Annotated in this window: 25 protein-coding genes, 3 tRNA genes and 1 pseudogene; 4 read left to right on the forward strand and 25 right to left on the reverse strand. The window is 41.8% G+C overall.

Annotated elements, in window-relative coordinates; all coding sequences use genetic code 11:
• Positions 1 to 137 precede the first annotated feature (137 nt).
• A complete protein-coding gene (locus tag KT990_RS02240) occupies positions 138 to 2,909 on the reverse strand; it encodes a M16 family metallopeptidase (RefSeq protein WP_159515898.1) in 2,772 nt (923 codons plus the stop codon).
• A gap of 142 nt (positions 2,910 to 3,051) precedes the next feature.
• Positions 3,052 to 3,873, reverse strand: a complete 822-nt coding sequence (locus tag KT990_RS02245) for a PhzF family phenazine biosynthesis protein (RefSeq protein ID WP_100329731.1) — start codon at positions 3,871 to 3,873, stop codon at positions 3,052 to 3,054.
• A gap of 153 nt (positions 3,874 to 4,026) precedes the next feature.
• Between KT990_RS02245 and KT990_RS13455 the strand changes: the two are divergent.
• Together KT990_RS13455 and gloB are read left to right on the forward strand one after the other, a co-directional pair.
• A pseudogene (locus tag KT990_RS13455) lies at positions 4,027 to 4,370 on the forward strand (flavin reductase); the annotation flags it as partial.
• 115 nt (positions 4,371 to 4,485) lie between these two features.
• On the forward strand, positions 4,486 to 5,220 hold the full coding sequence (gene gloB / locus KT990_RS02250; protein ID WP_218209059.1) for a hydroxyacylglutathione hydrolase: 735 nt from the start codon (positions 4,486 to 4,488) through the stop codon (positions 5,218 to 5,220).
• A 15-nt stretch (positions 5,221 to 5,235) separates the two neighbouring features.
• Here gloB and KT990_RS02255 read toward each other — a convergent pair whose 3' ends face one another.
• Positions 5,236 to 5,508, reverse strand: coding sequence for a hypothetical protein (locus tag KT990_RS02255; protein ID WP_074383176.1), 273 nt, complete (start codon positions 5,506 to 5,508; stop codon positions 5,236 to 5,238).
• Positions 5,509 to 5,944: 436 nt separating this feature from the next.
• On the opposite strand from KT990_RS02255, the gene KT990_RS02260 reads away from it, so the two are divergent.
• Positions 5,945 to 6,148 (forward strand): hypothetical protein, encoded by a 204-nt coding sequence (locus tag KT990_RS02260; RefSeq protein ID WP_005096596.1) that lies wholly within the window; start codon positions 5,945 to 5,947, stop codon positions 6,146 to 6,148.
• A 159-nt stretch (positions 6,149 to 6,307) separates the two neighbouring features.
• On the opposite strand, the gene KT990_RS02265 is transcribed toward KT990_RS02260, so the two are convergent.
• The 3 genes from KT990_RS02265 to KT990_RS02275 form a co-directional block, all read right to left on the reverse strand.
• Positions 6,308 to 6,392: transfer RNA gene (locus KT990_RS02265), tRNA-Leu, on the reverse strand.
• Positions 6,393 to 6,429: 37 nt separating this feature from the next.
• Positions 6,430 to 6,503: transfer RNA gene (locus KT990_RS02270), tRNA-Trp, on the reverse strand.
• Positions 6,504 to 6,536: 33 nt separating this feature from the next.
• Positions 6,537 to 6,621, reverse strand: a tRNA-Leu gene (locus KT990_RS02275).
• Between the two features lie 573 nt (positions 6,622 to 7,194).
• Here KT990_RS02275 and KT990_RS02280 point away from each other — a divergent pair.
• A complete protein-coding gene (locus KT990_RS02280; RefSeq protein WP_218209060.1) occupies positions 7,195 to 8,220 on the forward strand; it encodes a site-specific integrase in 1,026 nt (341 codons plus the stop codon).
• A 247-nt stretch (positions 8,221 to 8,467) separates the two neighbouring features.
• Here the strand turns inward: KT990_RS02280 and KT990_RS02285 are convergent, their stop codons facing one another.
• The 19 genes from KT990_RS02285 to KT990_RS02375 form a co-directional block, all read right to left on the reverse strand.
• Positions 8,468 to 8,746 (reverse strand): hypothetical protein, encoded by a 279-nt coding sequence (locus KT990_RS02285; RefSeq protein WP_104500359.1) that lies wholly within the window; start codon positions 8,744 to 8,746, stop codon positions 8,468 to 8,470.
• Positions 8,746 to 9,495 carry an N-acetylmuramoyl-L-alanine amidase gene (locus tag KT990_RS02290; RefSeq protein WP_218209061.1) on the reverse strand — a complete coding sequence of 250 codons (750 nt, stop codon included), beginning with the start codon at positions 9,493 to 9,495 and terminating at the stop codon, positions 8,746 to 8,748. The genes KT990_RS02285 and KT990_RS02290 overlap by 1 nt, the downstream gene beginning before the upstream one ends.
• Positions 9,492 to 10,049, reverse strand: a complete 558-nt coding sequence (locus tag KT990_RS02295; protein ID WP_218209062.1) for a DUF1664 domain-containing protein — start codon at positions 10,047 to 10,049, stop codon at positions 9,492 to 9,494. The genes KT990_RS02290 and KT990_RS02295 overlap by 4 nt, the downstream gene beginning before the upstream one ends.
• 76 nt (positions 10,050 to 10,125) lie before the next feature.
• A complete protein-coding gene (locus tag KT990_RS02300) occupies positions 10,126 to 11,250 on the reverse strand; it encodes an SGNH/GDSL hydrolase family protein (RefSeq protein ID WP_218209063.1) in 1,125 nt (374 codons plus the stop codon).
• A 131-nt stretch (positions 11,251 to 11,381) separates the two neighbouring features.
• A complete protein-coding gene (locus tag KT990_RS02305) occupies positions 11,382 to 13,379 on the reverse strand; it encodes a right-handed parallel beta-helix repeat-containing protein (RefSeq protein WP_218209389.1) in 1,998 nt (665 codons plus the stop codon).
• A 54-nt stretch (positions 13,380 to 13,433) separates the two neighbouring features.
• Positions 13,434 to 16,304 (reverse strand): host specificity factor TipJ family phage tail protein, encoded by a 2,871-nt coding sequence (locus KT990_RS02310; RefSeq protein WP_218209064.1) that lies wholly within the window; start codon positions 16,302 to 16,304, stop codon positions 13,434 to 13,436.
• Positions 16,279 to 16,653: a hypothetical protein gene (locus KT990_RS02315; RefSeq protein WP_218209065.1), complete on the reverse strand. Its 375-nt coding sequence runs from the start codon at positions 16,651 to 16,653 to the stop codon at positions 16,279 to 16,281. The genes KT990_RS02310 and KT990_RS02315 overlap by 26 nt, the downstream gene beginning before the upstream one ends.
• Complete coding sequence (locus tag KT990_RS02320) at positions 16,650 to 17,174, reverse strand: DUF1833 family protein (RefSeq protein ID WP_218209066.1); 525 nt, start codon at positions 17,172 to 17,174, stop codon at positions 16,650 to 16,652. The genes KT990_RS02315 and KT990_RS02320 overlap by 4 nt, the downstream gene beginning before the upstream one ends.
• On the reverse strand, positions 17,174 to 17,650 hold the full coding sequence (locus KT990_RS02325) for a hypothetical protein (protein ID WP_218209067.1): 477 nt from the start codon (positions 17,648 to 17,650) through the stop codon (positions 17,174 to 17,176). Before KT990_RS02325 ends, KT990_RS02320 begins: the two co-directional genes overlap by 1 nt.
• A complete protein-coding gene (locus KT990_RS02330) occupies positions 17,650 to 20,229 on the reverse strand; it encodes a hypothetical protein (protein ID WP_218209068.1) in 2,580 nt (859 codons plus the stop codon). Before KT990_RS02330 ends, KT990_RS02325 begins: the two co-directional genes overlap by 1 nt.
• A 57-nt stretch (positions 20,230 to 20,286) precedes the next feature.
• Complete coding sequence (locus KT990_RS02335; RefSeq protein WP_218209069.1) at positions 20,287 to 20,814, reverse strand: hypothetical protein; 528 nt, start codon at positions 20,812 to 20,814, stop codon at positions 20,287 to 20,289.
• 9 nt (positions 20,815 to 20,823) lie between these two features.
• On the reverse strand, positions 20,824 to 21,255 hold the full coding sequence (locus KT990_RS02340) for a hypothetical protein (protein WP_218209070.1): 432 nt from the start codon (positions 21,253 to 21,255) through the stop codon (positions 20,824 to 20,826).
• Positions 21,256 to 21,319: 64 nt separating this feature from the next.
• The gene (locus KT990_RS02345) at positions 21,320 to 21,490 is read right to left on the reverse strand and encodes a hypothetical protein (protein WP_218209071.1); all 171 of its coding nucleotides are present in this window, start codon (positions 21,488 to 21,490) and stop codon (positions 21,320 to 21,322) included.
• Positions 21,491 to 21,531: 41 nt separating this feature from the next.
• Positions 21,532 to 21,981, reverse strand: coding sequence for a hypothetical protein (locus KT990_RS02350; protein ID WP_218209072.1), 450 nt, complete (start codon positions 21,979 to 21,981; stop codon positions 21,532 to 21,534).
• The gene (locus tag KT990_RS02355) at positions 21,978 to 22,466 is read right to left on the reverse strand and encodes a phage tail tube protein (RefSeq protein ID WP_218209073.1); all 489 of its coding nucleotides are present in this window, start codon (positions 22,464 to 22,466) and stop codon (positions 21,978 to 21,980) included. Before KT990_RS02355 ends, KT990_RS02350 begins: the two co-directional genes overlap by 4 nt.
• A 71-nt stretch (positions 22,467 to 22,537) precedes the next feature.
• The gene (locus tag KT990_RS02360) at positions 22,538 to 23,074 is read right to left on the reverse strand and encodes a Rha family transcriptional regulator (protein WP_218209074.1); all 537 of its coding nucleotides are present in this window, start codon (positions 23,072 to 23,074) and stop codon (positions 22,538 to 22,540) included.
• A gap of 136 nt (positions 23,075 to 23,210) precedes the next feature.
• Positions 23,211 to 23,543 carry a hypothetical protein gene (locus tag KT990_RS02365; RefSeq protein WP_218209075.1) on the reverse strand — a complete coding sequence of 111 codons (333 nt, stop codon included), beginning with the start codon at positions 23,541 to 23,543 and terminating at the stop codon, positions 23,211 to 23,213.
• Positions 23,536 to 24,393 carry a hypothetical protein gene (locus KT990_RS02370; protein ID WP_218209076.1) on the reverse strand — a complete coding sequence of 286 codons (858 nt, stop codon included), beginning with the start codon at positions 24,391 to 24,393 and terminating at the stop codon, positions 23,536 to 23,538. Before KT990_RS02370 ends, KT990_RS02365 begins: the two co-directional genes overlap by 8 nt.
• 3 nt (positions 24,394 to 24,396) lie before the next feature.
• A complete protein-coding gene (locus KT990_RS02375) occupies positions 24,397 to 24,615 on the reverse strand; it encodes a hypothetical protein (RefSeq protein ID WP_218209077.1) in 219 nt (72 codons plus the stop codon).
• Positions 24,616 to 24,635: the final 20 nt, after the last annotated feature.

Below are 24,635 nucleotides of genomic sequence, written 5' to 3' on the forward strand. Positions count from 1 at the left end.
TACCCAGTGCTGTGCTATCTGGCGTTTTAAGTAGAATCCTGCTTACCAGAAAAGCAACTTAAATTAGAGCTTTTAATTATATTGAAGAATAAAAAATCCCCCTATTAGAGGAGGACTTTTTTTAATGTAGATCAATTCTATGATTTTTTGATTTCTTTTCCATATTGATCGGCCATCACTTCGACCAACTGATCCAGCTTGATGTATTTTTTAATCACGGCATCAATGTCGGCTTTCGTCAGTTGGGCAATCGCCTGATCACGTTTTTCACGGTAAATCAGCTTACGATCTTTTTCCAGTTGAGGAACCAACATACTGTGAATACGGCGATCATCTTCCAGTGCATTGACACGTTTTTTCAAAATGCTGGCTTTGGCCGCTTCCACTTCCTGTTCAGTTACACCACTTGTTAACAGCTCATTGAGTACCTGATGCACCGTTTGAGAAACCTGTGCAGATTTACCTGCGGTATAATTGGCACCCAGTGCCAAAGCACCTGAATCGGCCCATTCATTAAACTGAACATGGGCACTAAAACCGTAGACCAGCGCATTTTTTTCACGTAATTCCTGAGCCAAACGGGAAGACAGTTGAGAGTCACCCAGAATATGACGGAAGACTTGTAAAGCAGGTACATCTGCATGGTCTGCCCCCACCGGGAAGGTCAGCAATGCCTGATAACTACCGAACTCACGTTGTTCAGACAAGGCATGAATTTTTTGGGCTGGATAGCTTCGATATTCTGATTTCAGGCGTTCATAAGGCTGTACCGCTTTCCAGTCCGCGAAACTATTTTTCAGCATTTTCTGTATAGATTTTGGCTGAAATTCCCCAGTCACTGCAATGTGTGCATGATGCGTTTTAAAGAATTGCTGATACAAAGCGACCACTTGCTCACGAGTGGCTGCTTTAAACTGCCTGGTGGCCAGTTCAGGTTCAAAATGGAAACGAATGTCACCGGGTTGATAAACTTCAATGGTTCGCGCCATAGTCAGGCTCGACACTGTATCTGGCTCGGTATAAGGACGATCCAGACTGGATAAGGTCTGACCCTTGATCAAATCAAACTGGCTTTGCTCAAATGCAGGGTTTTTTAGTACATCAACCACATATTGGAAAAACTCTGCAAACTTCTCTTTTTTGGCACTGATCTGTATGTTCAGGCCATTACTCGATGGGCTGGCAGTCGCTGAACCGCCTACTTCGATAATTTTGTCAGCAATCTGCTGCAAGCTCTGGCTTTCCGATGAGCGCAGCATTAAATACGCGGTCAGATCCAGAATCTCGCCTTTATTCATCAGGCTTTGCGCAGTCCCAAAATCCAGAGAAATTGTGGCATACACCTTGTCATCGCGAATATTGGTTGGGAATAGCGCATATTTAATGCCATTTTTTAACTTACCACGCTGAATCTGCTTGTCCTTGGCAGATAAATACTGCTTGGATTGCGCTACATACTGCTTCACTTCCGCCTGATAAACACTGACATCCTTTAAAGGCTCTTCTGTCTCAGCCTGTTGGTCCAGTGTTTTTTTCGGTGCTTCCGTCTGTGTCACTTCCTGCGCTTTTTTCTGATCTTCCGGTGTTGGCAGGATATTGCCAGAAATACGATATTCAGGTTTTAGAAAGCCTTTATAGACCTGATTAACCTGACTCACATTCAGGTTTTCAATCGCATTCAGATCTTTAAAATACTGGCTCCAGTCACCCGAATAAGCCACGGCATAATCACTTAAACGTGAACCTAAAGCAGTCGCGCTATTTTTAATATTATCAGCCTGATTGCGGGTCAGATTTTTAACTCGGTTTAATTCGGCCTCGGTAAATGGCTGGCTTTGCTCTACGCCTTGAATCAAACTTTGTTCCACAGTTTTTGGCTGATGATTGGGTGCATAGATCGCGCCCATAAACACCAGATTAAAGTCTTTATCTAACCAGGTGCTAGATTGCACCATGGTCGACTTTCCACTTTCCACCATGCTCTGATATAAATGCCCGCTCGGTTGCAAGGTATAGAGCGTCGGTGAAACAGCCAAAGCAGTCTTGATCTTTTCATCCGGGCCATTCAGGTAAATATTGAATTTGGCCAGATCACTGCCCTTTTGCACAGTAAATTCACGCTGTTGAATCTGCTCAGGTTTTAAAGCCGGAACTTTCACTTGCGCCGGTACACTTCGCGATTGAATCGGACTGAAATGGCTATCAATCTGCTTTAATACTTCTGCCTTATCAAACTTGCCTGAAATCACCATAAAGGCATTATTCGGTGCATACCAGCTCCGGTAAAACTGGTTCAATTCCTGCATATTGATGGATTGCAGCTCATTCAGATCACCAATCGGTAAACGGCCCAAATACTGATTGCCATAAGCCGACTTAAACACCTGATCCATGAGTACTGAAAATGGCTGATCCAGACGAATTTCGCGTTCGCGCTTTACAATATCAATTTCGGTCGGTACATATTTTTCCTGAAGAACCAGCTGATCCATACGCTCGGCTTCAAGGAAAATTACTTCACTTAGCGCCGTTTTTTCAGGACGAATGACATTGGTATATTTGGTTGAATAATAATCGGTACTGGCATTGGTCATTAAGGTATATTGATCGAGCCGACGCTGAAATTCATCACCTTTGACATTTTTAGTGCCTTTAAAAGCCAAGTGTTCCAGCAGATGCGCCAGACCACCTTTTCCTTTAGGATCATTCAGTGAACCGGTCAAATACACCGTATTCATAAAAATTTTATTTTCTTTATCATTCGGTGCCAGGATAATTCGTAAACCATTATCAAGACGATATTCCTCCACATTCTGTTCAGTTTTCACCAAAACAGGTTGTGCAAAACTCAGCGCACTACAACCCGACAACAAAATCGCCAAGCTTAAATTCTTATAACGTACCAACATTATTCATCCAGATTTTCAATGTAAATTTTTATTCGCGCTCATTTTAGAGAATGATTCTTATTCTGAATAGTCTTTTCTAAATTGAATCATTAAAATAACATGCCGCCTTGCCTGACGACATGCATATCTATGTAATCAGAGATTAAAGATAAAGTTCAGCCTGCATATATAATTTGCCATAACCCGAAATTTCAATTCGTTCCTGATCTTGCAAAGCACAATAAAGTACACCACCGCGCGCTGATGCCTGATAAGCGACCAGTTCATTTTTACCCAGTTTGTCTGCCCAAAGTGGCGCAATTCCGGTGTGAATAGACCCTGTGACCGGGTCTTCATTGATTCCGTTACTCGGTGCAAAATAACGTGAAATACAATCATATTGTGTATCTTGCGAGGTAATCGCGACATCTAAAAAGCTATTCTGAGCAGTAATCGCGGTACGCTTGCCATTTAATTGTTTTAATAATTCAAAATCAGGTGATTCATCTAGCACATCCTGTACCGATTCATATTCGACAATATAACCTTGTGCATTCAGATAAACCTGCTTAAACGGTTTGCTCAATGCCTGTCTTAAGGCCTCAGGATATTCTGTGACGGCTACTGCGCGGCGAATTGGAAAGTTCATTCTGATCTTGCCATCTGTATCCTGATCAACCACAAAGATCCCCAGATCTTTCACATGAAACTGGATCGTTTTTGCCGTACCAAATTGATTGAATAATACAAAGCTGCTGGCCAAGGTTGCATGACCACAAAAATCCACCTCCTTGGTCGGGGTAAACCAGCGAATAGCATAATTTTCTGCATCAATTATTTTCACAAAAGCTGTTTCAGACAGATTATTTTCCAAGGCGATATTTTGCATCAGGCCATCTTCGAGCCAGTCCTCCAGCACAATCACCGCAGCTGGATTTCCTTTAAACAGTTCCGTGGTAAACGCATCGACCTGGTACATTTTCATTTTCTGAAGTCCTCAATATCACAATCTCTAGTTTAAAAGCTTTTTTGCAAGAGTGAACTTGAATATGCTAATAATCTAACTAATCTAGCCACTTAAATACACCAATATAGTGAATGATGCGGTATGACCAACCCCCATCTTCAAAGTATTCTCCTAGAAAAATCCTATCGGCTAGGTAGGCTGAGCCTACATGATGTACCTGAAAAATTGGCACCATCTGGCCTAAGGTTATTTAAATTCTCTGGTTTTGATATTTCTCTGGGCAAGGCTGTGCTGCATGGATACTCTGCGAGCTGATTCCCGGGCCGCATAACCAGCAAATGCATGATCTGTTTATTGGCAAGATGATTGCTGCCTATGCCGATGATCAGATCTTCCGCGACAGTCACTGACATTATCATGTAGTGAGTGAAGAATGGAAAAGCACTCATCATGTGACTGGTGGACAATTTTATAGCATTGGCAAGGCGGTAAGCGTTGATGATTCGGACGTATAATTTTTTAAATGGGACATAAACAAAAATTATCCCGGATGAGCAGATAATATCTGCAAGCCCAGAGCATCTGAAATTATGCTACTTTATTCTCAATCTTCATTTGGTCTAATGCGCTATGATGCCTTTTAAAATTCACTGTATTGATGTCCAGAACTCGCTGCAAAATTATATCTGGTTGCTGGAACATACGGCTTCTCATCAGGTCGCAGTCATTGACCCGACCGAAGCAGGATTGGTGCAAGATTATTGTGCCGAACACGGTTTAATCTTAAGTCAAATCTGGTTAACGCACTGGCATAAAGACCATATTGGCGGTGTGCCCGGCTTAATTCAGGGACAAAATCTGCCTGTTTATGGCCCGCGTGCAGAACTCAGTAAAATTCCGTTTATCACGCATCCACTTGAGCATGAAGAACAGTTCAGCTTTCATGGGGCAGATGTTCAAGTGATCGCAGTACCAGGCCATACATTAGGCCATATCGTTTACTTCATTGATGCGATTGATGTGCTGTTCTGTGGCGATACTTTATTTACCATGGGCTGTGGCCGGGTTTTTGAAGGTACTTATTCACAGATGTATCATTCACTGTCACGTCTGGCAGCCTTACCGCCGCGTACGCAGGTCTATTGCACACATGAATACACCCTCTCGAATGCCCAGTTTGCCAAACATGTCGAACCGGACAATCAGGCAATTCTGGAACGCTTCGAGCATATCGAACGCTTGCGTATGTTAGGCCAGTGCACGCTGCCAAGCAGCATTGAAGATGAATTACAAACCAATCCTTTCCTGCGTGCGGATAGTGTGGAAGAGTTTCAGCGCTTGAGAACCCTGAAGGATCAGTTCTAGAGTTAAAGATCCATATTAAAGAATCTGGTGACTTTGCGCATAAGCATCCAGTTCGTCTTGAGTGACGACACGCACTGCCTGCATTTCGTCAACACGTACCAGCAGCAAACCAGCTAAGGCCGGTTGATAACGACGTGCACTACCAAACGGCGTATAGGCTACTTTCGATTGCACTGTAAAATTCAACCAGTCCTCATGTCCCAGCATCACAGCAACCGGATCTAAGCCCTGTTGCTGCATCCATTCAATTTTCTGATTCACATTGTGTTCAATCGTCAGCTCAGTCATGGCAATCGTATTTAATTCAAGAATTACATTTTTGATAGTATAGGGCATGCATCTCAAACGATAGCTCAGAAAACCAGCAGCTGCTAATGATCCGATTAAATAATCAATGCAACTTTAATATGCCGATGCTTCGGCATTCCCTATTCTTACATTTTATGGTGTTGATAAAGTTCAAATTTAGATCAATAGCAAAATAAACCTTTGAAATTAAAGTATAATTAAATTTATTTACATGCTATAAAAACTTAATATTTAGTTACAACCTATTCAATATTATAAAAATCATTTACTTAAGTCATAAACTGCTTCTTTAGCGAGCATACGATGTTCACTAAACATTCAAATTAGATTAAATTAATTAAATATGGGAATTTGCCCTTTAAAACAAAATTTCTCACCCTTATTTAAGATAGAACAATGATGAAGGAGTGATCTCGTGAAAAAAGTGGTTAAAGCTAAAAATCTGATTGCATTTCGACTATGGTTAGAAAAATTAGGATATTCCGTTCGCACCCTGGCTGATGATCGTGGTTTCAGTTTCAGTTTCAAAAAAGAATACGGTCTGGTCACCTGTGATCTGGCCGGCAATGCACTCGCGATCCAGCTGGGTGAGGAATTTGAAGATCATTTAAAAGCCTGATGCAGGTTATTTTCAATCAAAAAAATAAATAAATTATTCCACTGATTCAGCAACTCTATTCTCCAATCTTTAGCCCGTTTCGATGGGCTTTTCTTTTTATCTTGATTAAATAAATTTCAGGCAATAAAAAAGCAAGGCATCAGCCTTGCTTTAATATGATGGTGGGGACGGAGAGACTCGAACTCTCACACCTCGCGGCGCTGGAACCTAAATCCAGTGCGTCTACCAATTTCGCCACGTCCCCATCAGGGTACCAACTTAGCGTTGGATTTTTCAAACTTTGGCAGAGGATCAAGGACTCGAACCTTGACGAACGGTTTTGGAGACCGTCATGCTACCATTACACCAATCCTCTACTCGGCCAGTTTACTCAATTGCTCAAGTAAATTGGTGGGGACGGAGAGACTCGAACTCTCACACCTCGCGGCGCTGGAACCTAAATCCAGTGCGTCTACCAATTTCGCCACGTCCCCAATGGCTGTGTATATTATAGAGATAGACCGTCATTGACAAGCGATTTTACAAGCAATCACATTCTATTCCGCTAGAAATTAAACAGTTAATTATATTTTTTTACTTTTGATAAAATTTATCAAGACAATTTGACTCTTTGAAGACGAAACCACAAATTCAGTATTTTAAAAGGTCTGAGCTTTATTTTGTGTCATAAAAACCAAAATGTATAAAAAACAAACTACAGATCAAGCCTTATATTGTATGGCCTCAGCATTCAAAATAATGCAACCATGCTTTTTATATAACTTCCGTCACACACGTTCTATCAAGCAAAATAAGGATTTAAGAATAAGATCAATGAAAATTGCTGTATAAAATTTCAGGCAATAAAAAAGCAAGGCATTAGCCTTGCTTCAATATAATGGTGGGGATAGAGAGCATATCGCCATTAAATTGAAACCCTTATTCTGTAAGGGTTTTTCTTTTAGCCATTGATTTTTAATAAATTAATGTTGTATTAGAATGTATTGTAATGTGATTTAATACATCATCTAAACATCTAATTTGCACCAATTCTGCACCACGACATTATGAAGATACCAAAGGCTATTCAGCGCGGTGATAGTTGGCGTATTTGCGTCAATCATCAAAACAAGCGCCACACATCTACCCATGATACAGAAAAAGAAGCACTAGAGTGGGCAGCTCGTAAAATTATTGAACTTAAGGATGCGGCCAAGGCATCAAAAGGCGAATTGCCTAAACACACCTATCAAGAAGCCATTGAGTATTATCTTAAGAATGTCACGCCCAAAAAGAAAGGTGCGCGCTGGGAAACTTTACGCTTAAGAAAGCTGATCCGTGACAATCCGCAATTAGTGTCAAAAAACCTTACAGATCTCAAGTCGTTTGATTTTGTGAAATACCGTGATGCCAGAATCAAGGATGTAACCGCTACGACTGTTTCAAGGGAAATGGAATTGCTTAGTGCTGTACTGCATTGCTGCATCCGTGAGTTGGGTTGGTTGCACTCCTCTCCCTTGACTACAGTATCAAGACCAAAGCTGCCACCACCGCGAAATAGACGTGCAGCAGATCATGAGATTGAGGCTATTTTAAATGCCTGCTCTTATGTTGAAGGTGAACCAGTTAAAACCAAAGGCCAGGAAGTGGCTTGGGCCATGCTGTTTGCACTTGAAACCGCAATGCGACTTGGTGAAATCACAGCAATGACCTGGAAGAATGTTCACATTGATAAAATGTATGTGCATCTGCCAGACACTAAAAATGGCCTAACTAGAAACATTCCTTTATCTGAACGTGCTGAAGAATTGCTGCGCCACATGCAAGGTGTAAATAGTCCACGTGTTTTGAGTATTGATTCGGATTCCCTATCCTCTCTATTTAGAAGATACCGGGATAAATGTGATATTCATGATTTGCGATTCCATGACCTGCGACACGAAGCCACTACTCGCATGGCCCAGATAATCCAAAACCCTGCTGATCTAGCCAAGATTACCGGACATACGGATATTAATATTCTGGTGAATACCTACTACAATCCGACTGCTACCGAGGTTGCGCAACGATTAAGAAATGGGTTTAGGGGATAATAATGAAAACATGGGAACAGCATTACATCGAGCATTGCATTAAATTTGCCGAGCCGTGGGGTAAAAGATTTGGCTGGGCTGTCTGGCATAGTTGCTTTGAATATTGGGATGGATGTACGAGTGAGTATGCCGTTTTAAGCAAAGTGAGAAGCTGAAGTAATTTTTAAATTACTCCAACACATATCCCCACATTCACATTCGTCGCAATTGAATGAGCTGTGTAGCCCTCACTTGAGGGCCTTCTTAATTAAAAAATAGCTTTCTTGAGCAAATTGAATGCGGTCTTAACAGCATTAATAAAGCGGATGATTAAAGGCAGCCAGTAATCAAGATTATTAAACACATCTTTGATTTCTTTCTTAGCATACTCAATAACCCAGTTTCGCTTTTCCTCACCAGACAAAGTGCTTTCTTTTAGCTTTTCAGCCGCATCCATGTACTTCGCAACCTGGCTTAGAATTGGGCCGCCAGATTCAGCAACCTCAAGCGTTGATTTAGCGACTTGTTCAATTGTTAATGCTGTCATTATTTAATCCCTTTCTCATAATCAATCAGCACTTTGACCACAGCCTTAGCAGCCAGCCAGTACCGCGCATTAAATCGAGCAAGTTCATCTTCATTTGAGATAAAGCCAAGCTCTACAATTAAGCCACCGGCATTCACATAAGCAAGACGGCCACGTGCTGACTTAGATTGATCAATCCAACCGTTATCACCACGTAAACGACTACCAAGCGCATCTGCCACGGCCTTCGATAAGTCTTGAGCTAGTTTTTTGTCTTTAAGCAAAGCAATGGTTTCAATACCGTTTGCCTGTTTTGATGTTGCAGCATTCATGTGGAATTCAACCGCCACACTTGAGCCGTGAATCAACTTTACTGCAGCAGATAATGGATCGTTTTTGGTACCAGTGCCATCGGTTTTGACTTGCAGCCCTGCTTCACGCAAATAATGAGTTACTGCATTTCGGAAGTTGACGACCAGATCGGCTTCTTTCACTTTGCCATTGACTGCACCGGGGTCTGTATTACTGTGCCCTGCTGTAACTGTGACAAAACCTAAGGACTGATTGTGTAATTGTGGCTGTGCGATTTTACGACCTACCCAGCTTAGGGCTGGCAATACAGTACCAATGATAAAGGGCGCATATTGCTCAGGGATAAAATTAAAGTCTAATGCCCACTGAATAGCTAAAACTGCAAGCATTAAAAAAGCCCCCAGTAGTGGGAGTTTTACGGATAAGTACTGTAATGCACTTTCTTGGATTAATTTCATTTTTCCTCTCTCATATTTCGCTCATAAAGCTTGTTGCGGATTTCTTCGACTGTTCTCAAAAGCTGATCGGACTGTTTTTCAAGAACTTGAATGGACTGGCTGTTTGCCATGGTTTGAGTGTTTACCGTGTCTGTTTTGCTCGTCTGAGTATTCCAAGCGACGACAAATAAGCCAGCTAAAAAAATGCCACCAAATCGCACAAGACTTGTGGTGTTATCAATCTTGGTTTTGCTTTCACTTAGCACCCTGATCTGCACATCCATTTCTTTAAACTTCGGATCAATCTCATTTCGGACTTGCTTGATCTCGCTTTTGAAGTTTGACTTGGCTCGATCCAGATCATCTTGCAGATTGTCCCGAGTCTGAGTTAAGTCATTCCGAGTCTGCTGATGCTCTTTATTTAGCTGCTCTAACTGCATATTCATGCGATCAAGTTTTTGGGGCATTTCAGCTAACTTATCCATACTTTTTCCAAGATCATTAATCTTGTCTGAGATGGCAAGAAGTTGCCCTGCTGTTGCTACTGGTGGGTCAGATGAGTAGTCATTAGACATTGCGCCCCCTAAATTTTGGCAATAAAAAACCCCGATCTTTATTAAAAGCCGGGGTTTATGGTGGTTTGTTGGGTGTTTAAATAGAAAGAATAGTTAAAAAAGCATGATGAACAAAAATACCCTCTTTACTCCAAGGTCTCAGTCCAATTTTAATTTTTGTACAGTTTTCAGGTATTTCTACATCAAATATTTTTTCAATACGCTTATCCTGGTGGCCTGAAAAATACTTGTAATACCCTATTTCTGGATTTTGAGATTTAATTAAAGTCGTTTGTTTTGGGTCGCAAAAGTAATCAATAACATACAAAGCAGGTGCTTTTGAATCTCCTAAATGCTCAAAATCCACAACCAATTTAATTTTAGTAGTAGGATTTACGATTATTTCATCACTCCATAATGTTTGTTTTTCCAACAATCCTTTACATCCAAAATCTATGACTCTTAATTCTTTTTCGCTATTTTTATCTAAACTATCTTTTAAAGATTCGAATATTTTATTGGCAAAAAATTCAGAACCTTTCGGTAAAAAATGCAACTTATCATAGAAGAAGTCGGGATTTTTTTGAAAATCTAATTCCAAGTCCAAGAAATCAATTTCATGTTCTTTACAATATTCTCGTGCAACATTATTTAAAATATTTAAGCTATCCACATCGCCTGTGTAGCAAATAGATGTAAGTATTAATTTCAATTCAAGTTGTTCACATATAGCCTTTATAAGACCCAAACCCCTCTTGTAGAGATCTAAATCAGGATCAGTGTTTGTTTCAACTCTCTTATCAGTAGCGGGTATGATAGTGGAGTGATAGCGATGAGATGAAAAATACCCATCCTTATAAAGCAGTGGTCCATTATCATTTGATGGCAAGGTTAAAATTACTGTTGATCCCTGCTTGTTATATAATTTATTTATTAACAAGTTAATAATATTAAGCGACTGGCTACCAGAAGCTCCAAGATTATTTACTTCATAATCATACTGATTTTCAAGTAAAAATCGCTCTAATACTGAATGTATTTTCTTGCTTGGACGTAGATACAGACATTCTATAGATGAAGCTCCAAGCATAAATATCTTATTTTTTGAAACATTACCAAGGACCCCAAACTGATTACCGTCTTTATTAGTGCGAACTTCATAAATTTCATTTTTTTGGAGAGCTGGGCAATTTTCCAAATAATCAGAAGAAGGGGTATACACCTTACTTATATCCACCCCCAACTCTTTAAGACGAATACTACGTTTTTGCATAATAAAAAATATTGTGATTTGATTGGCAGCAAATTCTAGAGTGTGTTACTACATATAGCAACACACTGTTTTATGTTGTATTAAAGTGGAAGCACCTCGTTACCGCGGTTAATGTGCGTTCCTGTGCTGCTTTGAATTAACACAGCTCCTTCATACCCAATAGCAGTATTATTAATAGCGATAATATTCTTACAGCCTATAAATTGAATTGCGGATGATGCGCTTACTGCTGATGATGTAGCTTGCACTACATTATCTCTAACGTCTGGATTCTTGAAAGGCATCATTACTCGAACTGTAGCGCCGGAATTAGACTCAACATAATTATCTGAAATTTTCAAACCAAGAACTTCTGTATCCGTTGTATGCTCAAGATTGATAGCTCTTTGACTTTGATTATGGAATTCGCAGTCCGTAATTTGAATATTATCAGGATTTGAAAGAGATTCTCCTGTAATTGTTGAAACACCAAATCGCCCGCCATACTGTTTTAAATTATTAATTTTTAAGTCACGTGCCGCAGACCTTAAAACTACCCCATATTGTGTTGATGCGTCTGGACGTAATGAGCGCACTGTTAAACCATCCACTACCATGTTAGGAACACGAATATCCGCACCAGCAGCGCAACCAGTCGATGAGCAATGAATAATCTTGCCATGTTCATTGTTGGTATGTGTTGCGAATGAAGTACCATTTTGCCCAACACCTTGAGAATTTAAAATGTTTACATATCTCGATACACCCTGCCTTGCTGTACCTGAATCAGTCCATGCTACTGCATGTCGCCCATTCCTTGATGTACCATTTGAGATTTCCCCATACATCGATCCGCCGATAATCGCCACACCGTATTGAGGGCCTGTGGTTGCCAATGTCGGTACGTGTGTTATGTCAAAGTCGGTGATGCTAAAATTTAAGCATCGGTTAGCACTTATTGCGTGAAAATCTACACTATCAATGGTTGATCCAGAAACACTGAAACCTTTAACAAGCTCACCAGATATGCCAGAATCACCACTAGAATCATCAAGAAAACGCCCTGCCCCGATAATATTCATGCCCTCAAAGGCCACATTACTTGCAAAGTTAATCTTACAAACATTTGATACATTAGATACGAGATAGTTTGCATGCAGTGCTTCGTGTAATGTAAGTGCGTCCCCTGACTTCGATACAATCCGCGCAAACTCGCCTTGAGTGTCGTAACTATAAACGCCAAAAACCGCATTTGAAGTGATCAGGATATAATCACCAACATTGTAAGCAGCAGCACCACCTGCTATGAGTGTAATAACTTTTGTGTCAATGAGTGCATCAGAAGCCAAAGCATGAGTTGTTCCGCTCTGTGTTCCACTTGCTTTAAATAGTGTTCTACGCGATCCTGATTTAGCCCAATTTGAGTGATCAAGTACAGCATTCCCTTCACAAATTACACGAGCGCCATCCGGCACAATGATTCCGCTATTTAACCGGCTTGCAAAACGGTATGTTCGTGAGCCAGTGTAAGGATTGGTGAATACAATCTCGCGACCTCGTGCTGCTGCAAATGCTGCTTTCACTCCGGCATAAACGTCCTGTGTGTCATCACTAGATACATAGTCAGCAACATCAATATAACGACGACCTGAAATAAAACCGCGCCAATCATTCATATTTTCATTTGGATCGCTTGTGTTGCCTGTAGTTATTGACTGAACAATAACTCCGTCATCACGGATAACTTTAGAGCCTGGTGGATAAATGCCTGGCTCATGAGTTTTTGCACCATACAGATTGATCTGCTTTTGGTTTTGACTACCATCAACAACAAGGGACGCAGTCCATCCTGCCGCACCAGCACCAGCTGCTAATGCTACATTAATCGCATCAGTTAAATTTGCAATTTCCACATCAGCTTGCAGTTTATATTGATCAATAATCGCTTGAATCGTTGAAACTGAATAACACTTGCGCCCCAGGCGGGTTTCAACCTCAACCAATGGTGCTTCATTCATAATTAATTCAAGCACTTTTGCATCAACTTGAGCATTAATTAGTTCTTGCAAAGAAATAATCTTGTTTGGATTTGAAGTCATTGCTTTTCTCCAGGCAATAAAAAACCACCCGAAGGTGGCTATATTTTTTAAAATCTAAATGAGGTTGTTAATGTGGTCTTTGTCGTTGCTGTAGTAGCGGGTGTCATACTTAATCGCACTCACCCCTGTTTCAAAGGTGGCACTCGGGGATTTCTCTTGAATTAAGTATGCCTCGCTTTCTTGATCACTGGCTTTGGTGATGCTGTATGTAGCACTCACAACACCGCTTACAACCAAGGGCATGAGCGGTATTCGCGCCAATTCAACCCGATTTTCATCAAGTTGATCAATAATATTAATTACATCAACCGAACCATCTTTGAGCTGCAAGTGAATGACATAGCTTTCATCAGCTTCCAGATTGATGGGATTGTCTAGTGTTAAGACTGTATTGTTTTGAGTCTCAACTTCACCACTCCCCAGCATCTTGAAAACATCATCAACGATAGCAATGCGGTCATTTCGTGTCACCAGATCAGCTTCACCGTATGCAGTCAATTCAATGGTTTTACGATTGAACTGCATTTTATTCCAAGCTCGGTGTGCAAGGAGATGCGCCTGAATAGCATTAGTCACGCCATTGCTTTCAATGGTTTTGTAGTTGGCTAAGCCGTCGTGTGGCAGCTTAATCACCGCCTCAGCGTAGTCATCTTCTGCATCACGCCACTTAAATTCAATACCTTCATATTCATCTGGCGCACCAAACAGATTGGTCTTGGTTAGGCTTTCCGGCTTAATATTTCGGTGGTTGAACAAAATCAAAGAGTTTGGTGTTTCTTTCTCAAAGGTGAAAAAGTGTTTGCCATTTTCCCGGCGTGCTGTACAGAAAACCGCTTCAGCAACAGCAAAGGCCATCTCTTGATAACTGCTATTCTTGTTATCAAAAGTGTAATTAAACTCACATGCTTTTGGCGTACCAAAATAGGCTTCTATTTCATCTGACACTTCATACAGCGACTGAACATCAATTTCCGATATACCAAAACGACCAATGAATGGATCGAGGGCTATATTGATAATGATGTCTGCAAAGTTACTGGTTGGTATGCGCTCGGCAGATTGAATGCCATCACGGTATGAGTAAAGCTTTCGTGTTACAGGTAGATTAAGCTCTGACGCATTGGTCCCTGATCCAATGGCAAGACGTTTTAATCTGATCGTCGTATCGTACTCATAAGCCAACTTTTTCGTTTCATAGAAACTGTAAGCGCTCTCAAATACCACATCATCAATCAGATTTGCACTGCTACCATTATCGTTAATACGCTTGGCACGGAAACGAAATTGACCGGTAAACGGTAATGTCTCACGTACGGTTGCCCCCACTTGGTCACGGTTGTTGGCCTTGCCCTGCATCACCAAGCCTGTTTTGTAGATTTGTCCAGTCGGCACACCATCAATCACCTGCTGGTAATGGACTTCAATAGCAACCTGCTTAGCTCGATCCCCCTCATAAATGCCGTTGGCTGCCAAAAAGTTCAGCATCATCCCTTCGGTGTCTTTATTTCCAGCGTAGTACCAACCAATAAAGTTTTCGCTTGTGCCTTTAAAGGTGATGCTCCGCCCAAGCATATCTGCAATCTGCTGCTGTGTAAGGCTCGATAAAAGAAGCCAATCCGGATTGACTGATGCAGGATTCACCAAGGTGATACCGGTGGCTGAAACGGTTGAGATGGTATATGTACCACTGAGGTCGATATTTTCATCATGATCTGTCAGTACGCCAGATAAAATCCCAGTCCCATCCGCTGACATTCGGCTAAAGTTAATATTGGTTTCTGCATAATCTGAAGCCAAAGTAATCTCATAAAACCATGCCCCAGATGATCCAGTCTTGATGATATTTGAAACTAAATACTCCCCGGCAAGACTAAGTTGACCCTCAACCAAATCATCAACTGTGAGTGAAGATATGCGGATCTTCTTATATTTCCCAGGATCAACAATATTGGTGGCCGAAGCAATAGTAAGTATGCCGGTAGCATCAACATCCGTGGTCCCGGAAATATTAATATCAGGTGCTGATCCATAAATTGCATTTTCGATAATGATCTGCTCGCCATTAACGAATTTTTCAGCAAAATTTACGGAGAAATCCACAGTGTTTGAGAAGAAGTTATTAGTGACAGCATTCCATATTAAATTTATTTCCGAGCCTTGAACTCCCGGCCCGGATGATATGGAATTCCCACTAAATGATATGCTTTTATATTTCACAACATTACTGTTTGGCGAAATCAGTTTCTGCTTCCCATCAACCGAACTCACCTGCTTTGCCACAATTGGCGCATCGGTAAATGCTTCACCAATCTGAATCTGTGCAGTTCCAGTGGTCAGCGTATTTGGCTCATAAACGCTTAAGCTTGCCCCTTCAATCGTATTGATCGGGGTTTCGCCCTCTTTAATTTGATCGGGATCAATCTCGAAGTATCCAGTGCCAATCGAAAGCGATGCTTCTTCTACCTGCACACTGTCCGCGTAATACCGGTACAAAGGCGCAATCAGATCCGGGATGGATTTTACATTCCCATATATATCTGGTGCACGCTCACTGGTGCGATGCTTATTCTGGCGCGAAGCCAAACTGTTGTTGCCAGACCCTGATGCCTGATCGGGAATCTCAGGCATGTTCATGTAGGTGTAAACAGCAAGTGCCGCAGATAGGACTGTCACTACAACCAAGAAGATTTCAAAAGGTGTTCCGGCATGACAAAGCACAAAGTAATCACCATCTGCATGCAGCAGTTGAAGTGCTTCTTCTTTGGTTTTTGGTGTTACATCGTTTTGGGCACAGATGCTGTCTTTATATAGTCGAGCTTCCGGGTATTCTTCCCGAATATTTAGCCAGTCTTTAAGCAGGCACTCATACTCTTTTTCATTAAATTCAGTCGGGTCAAGCTCATTGTGATAAATACGAAGCTTCATAAAATCTAAACCTTGAATAATTTCGCTCTAGAGACCGAAGTTCCTGAAAATGCACACCGATTTCAGACAGGTGCAAAACACGACCGCAATAAAAAAGCCCCACATGGGAGCTATTTAGAAGATTAGTCATCAAGACAATGCAACCGTCTTTTGGCCTCTCGATCCTTTTGTTTTTGATCGTGGTATCACGTGAAGTCTGGATGCTTTTAGCCAGATCACCGGTCAAACCAAGAAAGCTTTCTGAATAATCTTTTTCAAAGAGATACTGACCCGCTTCAATAAGAAAATGGACGCAGTGATATTTTTTAGGGTCGTATTGCCGGTCCAGCAAAGCATCAACACTTTTCATATCAATCCTCTCAGGTCTGGGTAGTCCTTAAAGTTATAGGTTCGACCTGTCTTCACGCTATTTTTCCCAGAAGTTGCGGCTTCAAATGTTGTAGCCTGATGATCCTGATTCATTTGTGCCACATACAGACCACGGATCAATTCAATCGGTGTGGCCTTGGTAAGCACCATGGATGCAGCATCAAAAGCAAACGAGCGATAAATTACCTGTGGCTTTTCGTCACTCGATGTATCTTCAATCAACTTGATCAACGGTGGCACCACTTCACCCAAATCCCCGACTGTGATTTTCAGAGATTGATCTAGGTCATCAGAGGTATTGCCGCGCTGAATCATCACCGGGATAAATTCAAACGTGGCCGGCTGACCATTTTCCAAAGTGACAGATACACCGTCTGGGTGATTGGTCACAAGTCGAATCGGGTCAGGCCAGAGTGAATGACTAATTTCCAGTGTTTCCAGTAAAACTACACTGGCCGCACTATCGAGATGAAAGTCTTTAATATCATCAACGGTAATCATCACACCCCCAAGGCATCCGGGAAGCTCTCATTGACCAGCTTCTCAAGTAAATTCAGCATCTCAAGTGGGCTGCCAGATTCCCATAAATCCACAATGCTTTGATCAAAGGCTAGATCACCATTGTTCAATGGCTTACATCGCACCTGGAATGACACGGAATAAATCACACCACTACGCTCACCAACTGACAGTGAATCAGCCACAAACTGACAGGTGTGATCTTGTGCTTTAGATGAATCGGTAATCAATCGCCATAAAAATGGTTTTGGATTGAGTGTGTGCAATCGCCAAAATGCCCAGAAATATTGCTGGTGGAGCTTTGTTTTAAGCAGTACAGATACATTGACCACATGCACGCTATTTACAAACATTCTTCGCTGACGGGCGAACCCGCCAAGAAGTTGCTGCTCTAACATGTTGTTGCTAGGTGAAAAGGAATACCCGGCTTGTAACGGGCATAATGCGAAACTATTCATTACCGTTTAACTCCCGCAGTGGTATTGCGCTGGATTTGCTTGGATGAATACGAGTTAGGATTGTTCAATTCAGACCAAGGCGTTTTAGCTTCTTCTTTGGCAATTTTACGAATACGCACATCCAACTGACCGTTATCCCAAGATATATCAGCGGTTTCACCTGGTAGGGTGTAGACATTGACGTTTGGTGCACTACCACCATTAGCGATAAAGTCCTTCAGATCGCCATTCGTTCGGCTATCAACAACACGTTCACCTTTATCCAGCAACCATGTGCCTTCTTTCGGAATATTGTCGATACCGTCGTGGGCCATACCTGCGATGGTTTGGCCAGCAATAATACCCGCACTCATATATCCATTAACTTTAATCAATGCAGAAAGTGGTGCACCAGCAACCGGACCCAGACCTATTGGCGGTGGAGCTAAGGCTGCCGCAGATGCGACGTTAGCATAAATAATTGCTTGGGCAGCGGCCATTCCTTGCTGAATTAAAAACATCGCCTTGAATGCGCCAGACTGCTCACCTTGGCTATCTTTAACCATTTGGGTCATATTGCCCCAAATCGAACTGACTTGAGATAGCATTTCGCTATACATGCCTATTTTTTCGTTATATTGCTGAAACTCTAAATCCTGGACTTGCTGCTGATAATCAACATCAATTGCAGCCATCGCATCACGATACTCTTGATGTGCCTCCAATAAAGCAGCATAACGTTCATCATCAGTCGAATAAGCATCACTGGTCATGATGTCCTGTTCAACCCTGACGCGCTCATTCTTCAAACCCAATTGAGAATTTGAGCGGTCATTTTCCAGTGACCAGCGATCATAGTCTTGCGGTGACATTGTTGCCTGAGCAAAGATTTCATCAACACCATACGAAAGGCCTTTAATACTTTCTCGCATGGTTTGCTGTACATTTTGAGCATGAAATCTGGCTTTTTGAAGCTCAATAGCGTACTGCTCATCAAGCGCTTTAAGCTTTAATTGTTTAAGCTCATCATTGTATTTTCCTGATTCACTAACAATGATTCGCTGAGTCTCATAAAAATAATCGAGCTTCTGCTCTTCAGACCACTTAAAGGTATTAATTTCCTCAGTGATCTGGCGAAGATACATCTCCTCTTCATATTCATAACGAGCTTTTGCTTTGGCTAGATATTCAGATTCTTGTGGCCCGAAATTGGCTTTTTGAATTTCCTCAAGTTCGCGTTTAAGATCAACAGAGAATTTCGCAAAATCATCCATGTAATCATAGGAGATTGAATCACGCGCTCGGGCTTGCTCTTCAAGCAACCTATTTAATTCTTGCTGAGCCTTGTTGTTTTCCTTAGTGGCTTTGGCTGCTTCATTTTGTTTTTTAATCCATTCATCCGAGCCTTTGGTCACACCAGCCTGACTGTTTTGGATTTTTGCCATAGCTGAAACAGATTGATTAACAGCATCGTTATAAATACGGTTAATAGAGTTTGCGACATCATCAGCAACTTGAGCGTTATCTTGTGCCGCCATTTGCACTGCGCTATCAGGATTTGTTCGAGCATTAGCCACACCCAAGGTTAGTGCCTTGAGAGCCTTCACGCCCGGAAGATTAGCAAGAATTCCTCGACCTTCTGCCGCCTTATCTACCATCTGTTTGGACTGAACAGCTTGAGCCGCAAGACCCGCAATAGAATTGGAAAGCATTTTTACAACAGCATAAACCCCCATGCCTGTTGCTGCGACGCCCTTAAACACCTCGCCAAGTGTTTCACCGGCATCTGACATTAAATTAGTTTGCAATGTAGCATCAGAAAGACCATCACCGACCGACACAAGCGCAGGCATCAAGCCTTGAATAAATTGATTTTTAACGCCTTGCAGTTGAAGATTAAGCAAATCCATTTGAACACGAAGCTCATTTGCCTTTTCTATGGCATGCTCATCCATGATTACACCAGCACGCTCAGCAGCATCAGCCCAATACTCGAACCCTTTGCCACCATCTCTCAAAAGCGGGATAAGGTTGGTTGTATCAGATGCCATGCTTTCTAGATAGAAAGACATTTGTTGCTGGGTAACACCCGCCTCTTCAAGTTTATCTACATAGAGTTGAAGCGCTTTAGGGCCAGAAAGATTCTGCATTTCAAGTGCTAGCTTTCTTGCGGCCTCCGCTGAACCCTCTGTTTTAATCGCGATCTGTTCAAAAAAATCAACAGCACCGCCTGAACCGATAGTGATGAACTCACCCAGCTTTTCATTAAAGTCTTTTAACTGGTCAGATAGCTTTTCTGAGCTGATGCCCATGGTCTCAGCGCCCACAGCCATTCTCTGAAATTCTTGTGTTGTTGTATTTGAGATGGAGGCAAAAGTCTGTAGCTCGCGAGCGGCATTTGCATATTCGTTTGCCATTGCTAGGATGCCAGCGCCAACAGCAGCAGCACTAGCAACCGCCATTGTCCCGTAGGTATTTACATGCTTGCGCATTTTGTCAAAACTGGATTGTGTTTGTCTTTCAGCGTCTCTGATTGGCCCAGTAAAACCACCAATCTTGGCAATTAAATCTAAGGTAAGGGTTCCAAGTTTGGTGCTCATATAAAACCTCAGGCAATAAAAAAGCGCCCCTTCGGACGCTTAACTAAATATTTATTGCTAGAGTTTTTTATATTCCTCTAGCATTTGATTGAATGCTTCTTTAAAACCAACTAAATCAACCTCACCATCCCTGTTGTACTCATAAGGCCATTCTTTGTATCTGGTATAAGCAACTTTGCCATTTTTCATTTGCTCAATAGCTTTTTGAGGGGTGTTGCTTATGCCCTCATACCCATATATAGGGGCATTTTCATCAATTTTTATTGCGCTTTGTGTTCGAGGAAAGTGCTTTCTACCAACATATACGCCATAACGCCCATTAATGATTGTTACCATTACGTCGCCATGTGATTTATTTAGTGAGCATGATTTTGTGTTGTTAAATTTATCCTTAGAGCAATTACTCTTCCATTTTGTAAATTCAGAATTATCGTATTTAACAACTTTTTCTAGTTGTAGATCTCCTCCACCCCTATCTCTTGCAGAAAGTATGGTAGACCCATCCTTATCTTTGTGCACATAGATCTCAGAGGCAAAGGTATTTAAGGCTATCGACGAAAGAACAATAAATGAAAATATTTTCATGCCATCACCTCACAGAAGATCATTAACATTATTGACTGCAAGCTTAACACCATAGCTACCCTCACCATCAGCGTCAAACCACCCACCATCTATGACCGCTGGAACAGTTTTGTTTACCACCTTGCCCGATAGTTTGGCTGCTTCACTCTTGCTTAGATAACCAACAGTCAAGCCATTAATTTCAACTTTAACGGCATTCTTATCATACTGATTAAATGGCTCTGAACTGACTTTTGCCTGACATTCAAAAAACTTCGATTCTTCTTCTTTGGGGCCGGCTATCTTTTTTAAGTTATTTTGATAGGACTGCTCACCCACAATATTGTAGGCATATGAAACGCTGTTTGAGACTAGGCTCGCCTTTGTCTCATTGGTTGCTTTTTTACCTTTTAAAATAAACCAGATAATCACACCAACTGCGATTGCTATTATTATCTCCATACCCTACCCCAAATATTTGTTATTCAGGACAAGATACTAATTATTAGGTGAAAAAGAAACCAAGCTAACCTGATTTCTTTTTAATGGCTTGCATGCGCTGTTCTTCAAAAGTTAGCTCTGGAATTGTTTCATGCGGCATAAAGATACGAGCATCAACACGCTTGTCTTCCTCGACCTTACCATTGAAGTAAAGCGCGTATAGATTACCTGCACCCTGCTCTATGCGACGACCCATATTAAATGAGCCGTATTTATTGCGATATGCCTGCCAGACCCTTAATTCTTTTGGGGTGATTTTCTTTTTGGCTTGCTCGATGGTTCTTCCACCGATTCCGTTGAGGACGAGTTCACACCAGAGTTCGTGCTCTTCAACTTCAACTTGTTCTTTCCCAAAAAATCATTCACTTCATTCGAAGCATCATGAATCGCACCAATAATGGCTGGGTGAAGATTTCCAACCTCTTCAATCGTAGAGCACAATGGCTTCTTCGTATCAGCATTAAAGACTGTAAGTAAAACCCGTCGCTTCACAACATCCGCAACAGTGATTTTTTCAGGATCTTCACCTTTAAACATATTCGTCACTTCATCGTAACTCAATGCTTTTACCAAAATATCTACTTCAAACTCCTCATCATTAATAATGAATTTTGGAGACTTTGGCGATAGGTCGGACAAGGCTGTGCTTGAGAGCGCAAGAAGTGCAGATGTATTTAATTTTTTCATGGTGTAGCCACCTTAAATACATCAAGTGCTTCAGTCTGGCGCTTCATCGGCACCGTATGATTTACCAGAGCATCAGCATCAAATACTGGTGAACCTTTACGTAGAATTGCGCGGAAATATGACCATGTCCGAGTTGCTGGCATCAGCACCTCATCATCATCAACCCCAACTGTTGGAACGCCTTCACCGTCAGACCAGCCTACGTACACACCAACTTCAGCGCGATCTGCTGCAAGCTCAAGTAATTTCATGTGTGAAAGGTTTTTAGGATCGGTATCGATCTGGATCGAGCCTTCACCCGGTGTGGTTAAGCCCCAGTCCGATGTTGCCGTTTTTGGCTCTTCAAGACAGGTTGTATTGATTTCTGTGGTACTGTCATCGCCCATTACAAAGGCTTTAACGCAATCCATCTTTGTCAGTGTTGGAGTATCGCCATGTAAAATCCATACATGCGTACCCTGAGATAAAACACCTTTCTTCGCCATGAGTAGCTACTCCTCAATTTTAGGCATAAAAAAAGCCACCGAGTGGTGGCATTGGTTTGGAAATAATTTGGTTATTCAAATAGACATGGCTGAATTTGCCGATCTACATTTGCAATCGCAGTGGTTAGGCAGTCACGCTGCTTTTTCCAAGTCGATAATCCCTTTCCGCAAGCGCTTGCTATTTCTTTTTCACATTCGAGTTTTGCATTAAGTGCTTCACGTTGCTGGATCAGAGCAAAATAATCTGTTTGAAGCAGGGTTCTAGCTTCAAAGAAGGCTTTCACCAGTGCTTTTTTAAAATCAATAACCTTCGGACTGTTACGCATTAAGGTCATTAGGAAATATGACTGCTGTTCATTTAGAACTGCGTATCGAGTATGGCGACCTCTTGTAGATTCACGTTCTGAATTCGCCATTTCAAATGCGGAATTCAAAGACTCGAATTTAACGCGCCCAAATTCCTGAATATCAGGGAGGTAGGTGCGAACTAACTGAATCACTGTTTTATGGGTTAATCCTAGTCCAACCGCTATCTGCAATGTAGTTGTTGCTGGCTCACCTTTCTGAACATCCACCAGTTTAATTACCGGATTAAATTTAGCATTCATGAGTAACTCCTTTGAGTTGTGTTGACCTGAATGCAGAATGCAAATAAAACACTCAGGCATAAAAAAACCACCTTTCGGTGGCGATAAATTTAGGTAATAAAAAACCGCCCTTTCGGACGGTCATGTTTAATTTGATTTATTCGGGTATTTCGACTGGGGATAAGCTCAACTCTTTAAGTGCAGTCTGCCAATTCTCCCGAGCATCACCATCAAGCATCAGGCGTTCATACAGGAACTCAAGTGATGGCTGCAACTCGGTAGGCACTACCTGCTGTCGCAATTCATCATCACTGAATACTGCGTAATCTTCTGGCTTCCACCACGAATGACAGCCCCAATAGACTGCACCATTACTGTCAATTAACTTTACAGATAGATTGTTTTCACCGCATCCATAGAGTTCTGCAATTTGATTGATTGCGTCTTTGTGTGCATCAGGGATGATGTTGACGACTGATAAATTAAACATTGATTGTAACTCCTACGCGTTTCGCGAGCTCTTTTTCAATGGCCGCTGTTTCACTGTCTGAAGTTAGTTTGCCTATGCCGATAAGACCGTAGATGTGACCGTTAAATGGGAATTGAATACCTCCACGCCTACCGATGTATAGCGGATAGTTACCTAATTGACCTACACCTAAATCTCCTATGAAAGGTGTACCTAAAACACCATCAATACTTACTGTATTTAAACCGTTTGGTATATCACTTTTTGCAGTTATCACGCAATTTCGCATACCGCTTCCCGATTCTGCTTTGGCGATTTGCCCAGGAAGTATGGTTGCGCGAGATCGGAAGAATACAGTACCAGTAAGCGTTTCAGGTACAGCTAGATAGAATGCGTTTGCTTGATATGCTGCTGAGCTACTCGAACTTAGTTCACACAGCATATTTACTGCCGTAGCAGGCATCTTCAGCACCCCTGCAAACAAGCTCACCTTATCCGCAGCAGTGAAGTTAATATTGTTCGTAACAAGGAAGTCGTCAGCACCATCGAATGCTAAGTAATACGCACCTGTTGTAGCGTTACGTTGCAAGATAGGTCGTGTAGCAGAACTTGTAGCAAATGCGTGATTGTTATTCCCTGATTTATCAAGAATGTGCCAAACAGGTTGTCCCTCACCAGTAACAGGGAGCAACTTAGCTTCATCCTGCCACATAGTAGTTAAGTCGTTAGGGTCGTAAGCGAAGCCTTGTTCATTATTTGCGAAGAGCTTGCGTATGTATTGGTCGAAGGTTGGGGTGTTGCCACCAATCACAGTGGCTCCCGGGGTCCAAAATGCACCGCCAATGACGGTGCTTAGCGGTGTTTTGATCATTATTCACCACTCCGAAATATCGACAGCAATTTCACCATGTTCTGACCACGCCCACCACTTACCGCTATCAGCAAAAAACTTCTGCTCGAAATGCCACGAGGTTTTATCGGGTGCGCTCTGTGATTGAATAATCTTGAAATATCCCGCTCTCGATGTGAGATAAACCTTTTTTGTGCCGTCTGAAATGGGTTTCGGCGTGCTATTAAGTACAATTTTAGCCATGATTAATCCTCATTCGGCAT

It is taken from the genome of Acinetobacter sp. F9, assembly GCF_019195275.1.
Taxonomy (GTDB): domain Bacteria; phylum Pseudomonadota; class Gammaproteobacteria; order Pseudomonadales; family Moraxellaceae; genus Acinetobacter; species Acinetobacter pseudolwoffii.